Below are 7656 nucleotides of genomic sequence, written 5' to 3'. Positions count from 1 at the left end.
CCACGGCATCCTCCCAACGGCGAAAATCCGCCGGCCAAGCGAAGAATCCATCGCAACCGCAAACGCAAGTGAACAATCAGACTACAAAAATTTCCAAATGCGATTCCCCTGCTGGTGGTACGCCGGACCGGTGATCTGGCTCCTGTTCTATGCCTTCGCCCCGGCCGCCGGGAGTCTCGAGGCTCGCGTCGCCGTCGTCTCGTCGATCGGCGCATTCTATTCCTTCGCAGGGGCGCTGCTCCTCCTCAATCCGGCCGCCAGGACCCGTGCGGCCAAGATTTTGAGCGCAGCCTTCGCCGCCCACGGATGCTTCAATACCCTGCGGATGCTCATGGTCGGCATGCCGGGGGCGCTGTCCGACCAGCGGCTGATGACCGGCTTCGTATTCACGATGATCATGGTCCAGGCGGTCCTCATAATCGGCGGGACGACCTATCTCATCATCGCCATGGTGCGCGGAAGGCAGGAGGCATCGCTGCGGCGGATGTCGGAGACGGACTTCCTGACCGGCATCGACAACCGCCGGGCCTTCACGGCCAAGGCGACCGCTCTCCTCGACAACGCCGATGCCGGCGAGGTGGCGCTGCTCCTGTTCGATCTCGATCGCTTCAAGCGGATCAACGACGAGCACGGCCACGGCTGCGGCGACGAGGTCATCAAGCTGTTTGCCGACAGCACTGCCGATCATCTGCGACCATCCGACGTCTTTGCGCGACTGGGGGGCGAGGAATTCGCCGCCGTGGTCAAGCGGCGCGACAGACACGAGCCGGCAGTGATCGCGCAAGCGATCGTGCGAGGCTTTGCCAACCAGGCCCGCATGGTGGGCGGCCGGTCGATCGCCGCCACCGTCAGTGCGGGAGTGGCGACCAATGCGGAAACGCACGATCTCAACGGACTGCTGACGGCGGCCGACCGGGCGCTCTACCGGGCCAAGTCCATGGGCCGCGACCGTGTCGAAGACGCTGTAGCCGAGGGACTGTCGCAGACACGGAAGACGGAAGCAGCGTTCCGCCAGGCCTCCTGAACGGGATCCGTCCCGGCCTACCAGTGAATGTGGAAGTGATGGGTCGGGCCATGGCCCGATCCGACGTCGAGCCGGTCCGCAGCGGCAATGGCGCCGGCGACATAGGCCTTGGCGCTCCGCGCCGCGTCGAAAGCATTTCCGGTCAGTGCGAGTTGCGCGGCCAGCGCCGAGGACAGCGTACAACCGGTACCATGGGTGTTGCGGGTCACCATGCGCCGGCCCTCGAACCATTGCCGCCGCGCTGCCGTGACCAGGAGGTCCGGGCTCTCGTCTCCCGCCAGATGCCCGCCCTTCAGGAGCACGGACCGGCACCCCAGCGCCATCAGCCGGGTCGCGGCCCCGTCCATTTCGTCGCGGCTGGCCGCCTCCGCCGCATCCAGCAGGACGGCCGCTTCGGGCAGGTTCGGGGTGATCATGTCCGCCAGGGGAATGAGTTCGCTCCGCAGCGCGGCGACAGCCTCGCCAGTCAGCAGGCGGTCACCGCCCTTGGCGACCATCACCGGGTCGAGGACGACGTTGGGCGCCTCGTGCCGCCGCAAGGCATCCGCGATGGCGCGGGCAATCTCGGCGGTGGCGATCATGCCGATCTTCACGGCATCGACGCGGACATCCGCGAAAACGGTGTCAATTTGCCGGCTTATGAAGTCCGGCGAGACCAGTTCCACGCCGGTAACGCATTGGGTGTTCTGGGCCGTCAGGGCGGTGACGACCGCCATGCCATAGACGCCGTTCGCGGCAAAGGTCTTCAGGTCGGCCTGGATGCCGGCCCCGCCGGACGGGTCCGAACCGGCGATGGACAGGACATTGCGGATGGAAGGGGGTGGCGCGGGCTGCATCTTGTGTCGGCTCCTGGCCGACGGGGAGCCCGACCCGGCACGATGGGAGGCGCCGGAGTCGCGACTCCCTCCGCCGGCATTATCCGGGTCAGGTTCAAAGGGTGCATCTCAGCCCGCCGTTCCCGGCGGACGCCCCCGTCACGAAGTGAAAGTCTACAACACCGCCGCAGGCTGTGTCAGCAACCCGAGGGGCAGGAAGGCGACGGATCGCCTCCCCCGATCCGGCTCAGTCTTCCTGCACCAGGACGATGGTCCCCAGCGGCGGCAACGACAGCGGCACGGAGAAGGGCCGGCCATGGACCGAGACCTCCTCGGCTTCCTTGCCGCCGAGATTGCCGACATTGGAGCCGCCATAGATCTCGGCATCGGTGTTCAGCCGCTCGACCCATCGGCCGGGCAGCGGCACGCCGATGCGGTAGTCGTGGCGCGGCACGGGTGTGAAGTTCGAGACGATCAGCACCGGATTGCCCGCGCGGTCCTTGCGCATGAAGGCGATGATGCTCTGCTCGACATTCGACGTGTCGACCCATTCGAAGCCGGCCGGATCGCAGTCGAGTTCGTAGAGCGCCGGCAGTTCGCGGTACAGGGTGTTGAGATCGCGCACCAGCCGCTGCATGCCCTTGTGGCCCGGCTGGTCCAAGAGGTGCCAGTCGAGGGAACGGTCGTGGTTCCACTCGCCAACCTGCCCGAACTCGCCGCCCATGAAGATCAGCTTCTTGCCCGGATGGGTCCACATGAAGCCGAAATAGGCCCGCAGGTTGGCGAATTTCTGCCACTCGTCTCCCGGCATCTTGCCGAGCAACGAACCCTTTCCGTAGACCACCTCGTCATGGCTCAGCGGCAGGACGAAGTTCTCCGAATAGGCGTAAACCATGCCGAAGGTCATGTGATGGTGGTGGTAGCGTCGGTTGACCGGGTCTTCCTGCATGTAATGCAGCGTGTCGTGCATCCAGCCCATGTTCCACTTGAAGTGGAAGCCGAGGCCGCCGGCAAAGGTCGGGCGCGACACGTCCGGGAAGGCCGTCGATTCCTCGGCGTGGGTCGTCGCCTTGGGATAATACTCGCCGACCCGCTCGTTGGTGTCCTTCAGGAAGGCCATGGCCTCCAGATTCTCGCGCCCGCCATGGATGTTGGGCTCCCATTCGCCGTGCTCGCGCGAATAGTCGAGATACAGCATCGAGGCGACCGCATCGACGCGCAGCCCGTCGATATGGAAGCGGTCCAGCCAGTAGAGGCCGTTGGCGACCAGGAAGTTCTCCACTTCCGGCCGGCCGTAGTCGTAGATCAGCGTGTTCCAGTCCTTGTGGAAGCCACGGCGCGGATCGGGATGCTCGTAGAGCGCGGTCCCGTCGAAGCGGCCGAGACCGTGGGTGTCGGTCGGGAAATGCCCCGGCACCCAGTCGAGAAGCACGCCGATTCCGGCCTGGTGCAACGCATCGACCAGCCGGGCGAACGCCGCCGGCGATCCGAAACGCGAGGTCGGCGCATAGAGGCCGATCGGCTGGTAGCCCCAGGACCCGTAGAAGGGATGCTCGGAGACCGGCAGGAGCTCCACATGGGTGAAGCCCATGTCGCGCACATAGGGGACCAGTTGCTCGGCAAGCTCGTCATAGTCGAGATAGGCGTTCTCCTCGCCGCGGCGCCAGGAGCCCAGATGCACCTCGTAGATCGAGATGGGCTTCTCGCGATCCTGCCAGTCCGCCGCATGAGCCTGGAACTCGTCGTCCTTCCATTCGTGCTCGACCAGACCGTCGACGACGGAGCCGGTGGACGGCGCCATCTCCTGCAGGAAGCCGACCGGGTCGGTTTTCAGCGGCAGGACGTCGCCATGGACGCCGACGATCTCGTATTTGTAGACCTCGCCGCGGCCGACGGCCGGAAGGAACAGCTCCCAGACGCCGCATTCGTGGCGCTTGCGCATGACATGGCGGCGGCCGTCCCAGGAGTTGAAATTGCCGACCACGGAGACCCGCCGGGCGGCCGGGGCGAGCACCGCGAAGCTGGTGCCCTCGACGCCGTCCATGACGGTCGGATGCGCGCCGAGCTTCTCGTACAGGCGGTAATGGTTGCCCTCCGCCAGGAGATAGACGTCCTGCTCGCCCAGCACGGGGCCGAAACGATAGGTGTCCTCCTCCTGCCAGCTGTCGCCGCCATGGGTGAAGTGCAGGCGGTAGGCCTCGCCCGGCTTCAGCCCGGCCACATGGCCCGAATGGAAACCGTCGGGGCCACTCGGCTCCAGCTGGCCCAGCACGTTGCCGGACATGTCCACGACCGACGCGGTCTCTGCACCGGGCCGGAAGACGCGCACGATCGTGCCGCCATCGGCGTCATGTGGCCCCAGGACTCCAAACGGATCACCGTGAACGCCGCGGGTGACGGCATCGATCTGATGCGCATCCGGCCGATGGTCGGTCGAAGCCGAGGCTTCGCGCGATTGGGGATTCGTCATCGTCATTTCAAAACCTGTCGTTTCTCGAGGAGCGCCACGATTCCCCGCAGCGGGATCGACAGCCATGCCGGACGCATCGTCGCCTCGTAGCGCAGTTCATAGAAAGCCTTCTGGAGCACGAAGAGATCGAGCAACTGCCCGATCGCCGGGTCGTCGAGCGCGATGCCCGACGCCTCGCTCCAGCGGTCGAGGAAGGTCTCGGTGACCTCGTCGCGCCAGTTCTCGGCCATTTCGCGCAGCCGCTCGATCGTTACCTCGTCGGCGGGACCGGCCTTGTCGCGGGCCGAAAAGGCCGCGTAGTCGAAGGAACGGATCATGCCCGCCACGTCGCGAAGCGGCGAGGATTTGCGCCGCCGCTCTTCGAGATCGCGCCCCGGCTCGCCCTCGAAGTCGAGGATGGCCACGTCGTTCTTGGCAACCAGCACCTGCCCCAGATGATAGTCGCCGTGGATGCGGGTGCGGTGGGATTCGACCTTCAGATTGAGGAAGCCGTCGAACCAGGTGAGAATGTCCTTCTCCGCCCCGAGTAGGCGATCGACGTCGGTCCCGATGCCGTCGCCTGCGTTGTCGCGCATGCGCCGCAGGATCACGAGGGCGTCGGTGGCCTCGCGCTTGGCCTCGGCCAGCATCTCGGCCAGCGAATCCCGGTCGATCGGCTCCGGGTCGAAGGCCGGGTCGCCGGTCCGGGTCGCCAGGGCCGCATGCATCTCGCCGGTCCGCGTGCCCAGGACATCGCCGACATCGATCTGGATGGCGAGCTTGAGATCGCTCATCGGGGCGACCTCGGCACTCTCTTCGCCGGACGGGTCCTGGGAATAGGCGTGGTCGCGCAGGAAGCGTGCCAGAGCGTCGGTAACGACGCTCCAGGCGTCGCCCTGGTTGCGGACCTGTTCGAACAGCGCCGCGATCGCCGTCCGGCTGCCATCCTCGCGCACGAGCTCGATCGATCCCAGCAGCGCGGGCGCCGCCTCGAAATCGGTCTTCTCGGTGAGGAATCGGGTGACCTCCAGCTCGGGCTGGATGCCGTCGCGCAGGCGGCGATAATATTTCAGGATCGCCTCGTCGCCGATGAGCACCGACGTGTTGGACTGCTCGCCGGAGATCGCGTGGATCAGTTCGGGCTCGATGAGAAGCGCCTGGGCAAGCCCCTCGCGTTCGGTCTCCGACGCGTAGATCTGCAGCGACGCCCCACCGAGGTCGATGTCGACGCCGGCGGCGATCAGCGAGACCACAAGCTGGGCCAGGTCCGGATCGCGGGTGCCGTCGACCACCGCGCCGATGCGCGGTCCCTGGCGGATCTTCGTCAGGGTGTAGGGCAGGAGCGGCGCCTGGGAGCTGAGATTTTCCTCGCCCCATTTGGCGCTGAGCGGCATGAAGTAGCGGTGCTGGCCGTCTTGCGCCTCGACGACGATCTCGGTGAAGAGATGGCGGCGCGAATTCGGCGTCGGCGGTCCGAGCACCTTCAGGGACATTCCGTGCTGACCTTCGGCCTTGGCGGCGAACCAGCGCTGCCCGCCGACGAAGTCCGGCAACACGGTTTCCAGTTCTGCCTGGTTGCGCGAATGGATCGTGCCCTTGAGGTCGCCGGAGGCCACCAGCGTCGAAAAGGCCGGCAGAGGCGTCGGTTCGGCGGCCTTCGTCGCGGTTGATGCGAGATCGAACCAGAAGAAGCCGAAGGCCGGCAGGGTCAGCATGTAGGAGCCGGTGCCGATCTGCGGGAAGGTCGAGAGGCCCAGCATCTCCACCGGCATCGCGCCGGCGAAGTCGGACAGCTCGAGCTCCACGGCCTGTGCCGAGGACGACAGGTTTGCCACGCACAGGATCCGCTCGTCGCGGTACTCGCGCAGATAGGCGAGAATCTTGCGGTTGGACGGGTAGAGGAACTTCACCGTGCCGCGGCCGAAGGCTTCCTTGGTGCGGCGAACCTGGATCAGCCGCCGCATCCAGTTGAGCTGCGAGGCCGGGTTGTTCGACTGCGCCTCGACGTTGACCGCCTGATAGCCGTAGACCGGATCCTGGATGACCGGCAGGTAGAGGCGTTGCGGATCGGTGCGCGAGAAGCCGCCATTGCGGTCGGCCGACCACTGCATGGGCGTGCGCACGCCGTCGCGGTCACCGAGATAGTAATTGTCGCCCATGCCGATCTCGTCGCCGTAATAGACGGTCGGCGTGCCGGGCATCGACATCAGCAGAGCATTGAGGAGTTCGACCTTACGCCGGTCGTTGCCCATGAGCGGCGCCAGCCGCCGGCGGATGCCGAGATTGATCCGCGCCCGGGTGTCGGCCGCATAGGTCGACCAGAGATAGTCGCGCTCTTCCTCAGTCACCATTTCCAGCGTCAGCTCGTCATGGTTGCGCAGGAAGATCGCCCACTGGCAATTGGCCGGAATTTCCGGCGTCTGCCGCAGGATGTCGGTGATCGGGTGCCGGTCCTCCTGCGCCACCGCCATGTACATGCGCGGCATCAGCGGGAAGTGGAACGCCATGTGGCATTCGTCGCCGTCGCCGAAATACGGACGCGTGTCCTCTGGCCACTGATTGGCCTCGGCCAGCAGCATGCGGTCGGGATAGTGCTTGTCCAGATTGGCGCGGATCGCCTTCAGGACATCGTGGGTTTCCGGCAGGTTCTCGTTGTTGGTCCCTTCGCGCTCGACCAGATAGGGGATCGCGTCGAGCCGCAGCCCGTCGACGCCCTTGTCCAGCCAGAAGTGCATGACCGACAGCACTTCCTCCAGAACCTTGGGATTGTCGAAATTCAGGTCCGGCTGGTGCGAGAAGAAGCGGTGCCAGAAATACTGCTTGGCGACCGGATCCCACGTCCAGTTGGACGTCTCCGTGTCGGTGAAGATGATGCGGGTGAGATCGTAGCCCTTGTCATCGTCGGCCCAGACGTAGAAGTCGCGCTCCGGCGAGCCCTTGGGCGCGTGGCGGGCGGCCTGGAACCAGGGGTGCTGGTCCGAGGTGTGGTTGATCACCAGCTCGGTGATGACCCGCATGCCGCGCTTGTGGGTCTCGGCGATCAGCCGCTCGACGTCCTCGATCGTGCCGTAGGACGGGTTGACCGAGCGATAGTCGGAAATGTCGTAGCCGTCGTCGCGCAGGGGCGACGGGTAGAAGGGCAGCAGCCAGATCGCCGTCACGCCCAGCGCCTGAACGTAGTCGAGCTTCTCCAGCAGCCCGGCGAAATCGCCGATCCCGTCACCATTGGTGTCGAGATAGGTCTTCACGTGCAACTGGTAGATGACCGCGTCCTTGTACCAGTCCTCGGCATCGGGATCCGGTCCGGTGGCGTGGTCGGTCGGCGCGACGGAAACGTGTTCGTTCATGAAGTGGATGCTTCCCGATAG

The 7656-nt window shown here is 65.7% G+C and carries 4 protein-coding genes and 1 riboswitch; of the genes, 1 reads left to right on the top strand and 3 read right to left on the bottom strand.

All coding sequences use genetic code 11. The features are described from left to right. The first annotated feature begins 97 nt into the window (after positions 1–97). Positions 98–1024 carry a GGDEF domain-containing protein gene (locus tag VQ042_RS17040; RefSeq protein ID WP_331821427.1) on the top strand — a complete coding sequence of 309 codons (927 nt, stop codon included), beginning with the start codon at positions 98–100 and terminating at the stop codon, positions 1022–1024. Between the two features lie 17 nt (positions 1025–1041). On the opposite strand, the gene thiD is transcribed toward VQ042_RS17040, so the two are convergent. The 3 genes from thiD to treS all read right to left on the bottom strand — a co-directional run bounded on the left by thiD (position 1042) and on the right by treS (position 7635). Further along, positions 1042–1860 carry a bifunctional hydroxymethylpyrimidine kinase/phosphomethylpyrimidine kinase gene (thiD, locus tag VQ042_RS17035; protein WP_331821425.1) on the bottom strand — a complete coding sequence of 273 codons (819 nt, stop codon included), beginning with the start codon at positions 1858–1860 and terminating at the stop codon, positions 1042–1044. A gap of 48 nt (positions 1861–1908) precedes the next feature. Beyond that, a riboswitch (TPP riboswitch) is annotated at positions 1909–2007 on the bottom strand. A gap of 79 nt (positions 2008–2086) precedes the next feature. Next, the gene (gene glgB, locus VQ042_RS17030) at positions 2087–4315 is read right to left on the bottom strand and encodes a 1,4-alpha-glucan branching protein GlgB (RefSeq protein ID WP_331821423.1); all 2229 of its coding nucleotides are present in this window, start codon (positions 4313–4315) and stop codon (positions 2087–2089) included. Next, positions 4312–7635, bottom strand: a complete 3324-nt coding sequence (gene treS / locus VQ042_RS17025) for a maltose alpha-D-glucosyltransferase (RefSeq protein WP_331821421.1) — start codon at positions 7633–7635, stop codon at positions 4312–4314. Before treS ends, glgB begins: the two co-directional genes overlap by 4 nt. Positions 7636–7656: the final 21 nt, after the last annotated feature.

Origin of the sequence: Aurantimonas sp. A2-1-M11, assembly GCF_036549475.1 — a bacterium.
In the GTDB taxonomy this organism is placed as follows: Bacteria; Pseudomonadota; Alphaproteobacteria; order Rhizobiales; family Rhizobiaceae; genus Aurantimonas.
Note: the sequence above shows the minus strand (reverse complement) of the source record. Positions and strands in the feature narration are given on the sequence as shown.

What these genes read in the sequence shown, in the direction of transcription:
- VQ042_RS17040 (WP_331821427.1), top strand. Translation starts at nt 98, where the DNA reads ATGCGATTCCCCTGCTGGTGGTACGCCGGACCGGTGATCTGGCTCCTG.
- thiD (WP_331821425.1), bottom strand. Translation starts at nt 1,860, where the DNA reads ATGCAGCCCGCGCCACCCCCTTCCATCCGCAATGTCCTGTCCATCGCC.
- glgB (WP_331821423.1), bottom strand. Translation starts at nt 4,315, where the DNA reads ATGACGATGACGAATCCCCAATCGCGCGAAGCCTCGGCTTCGACCGAC.
- treS (WP_331821421.1), bottom strand. Translation starts at nt 7,635, where the DNA reads ATGAACGAACACGTTTCCGTCGCGCCGACCGACCACGCCACCGGACCG.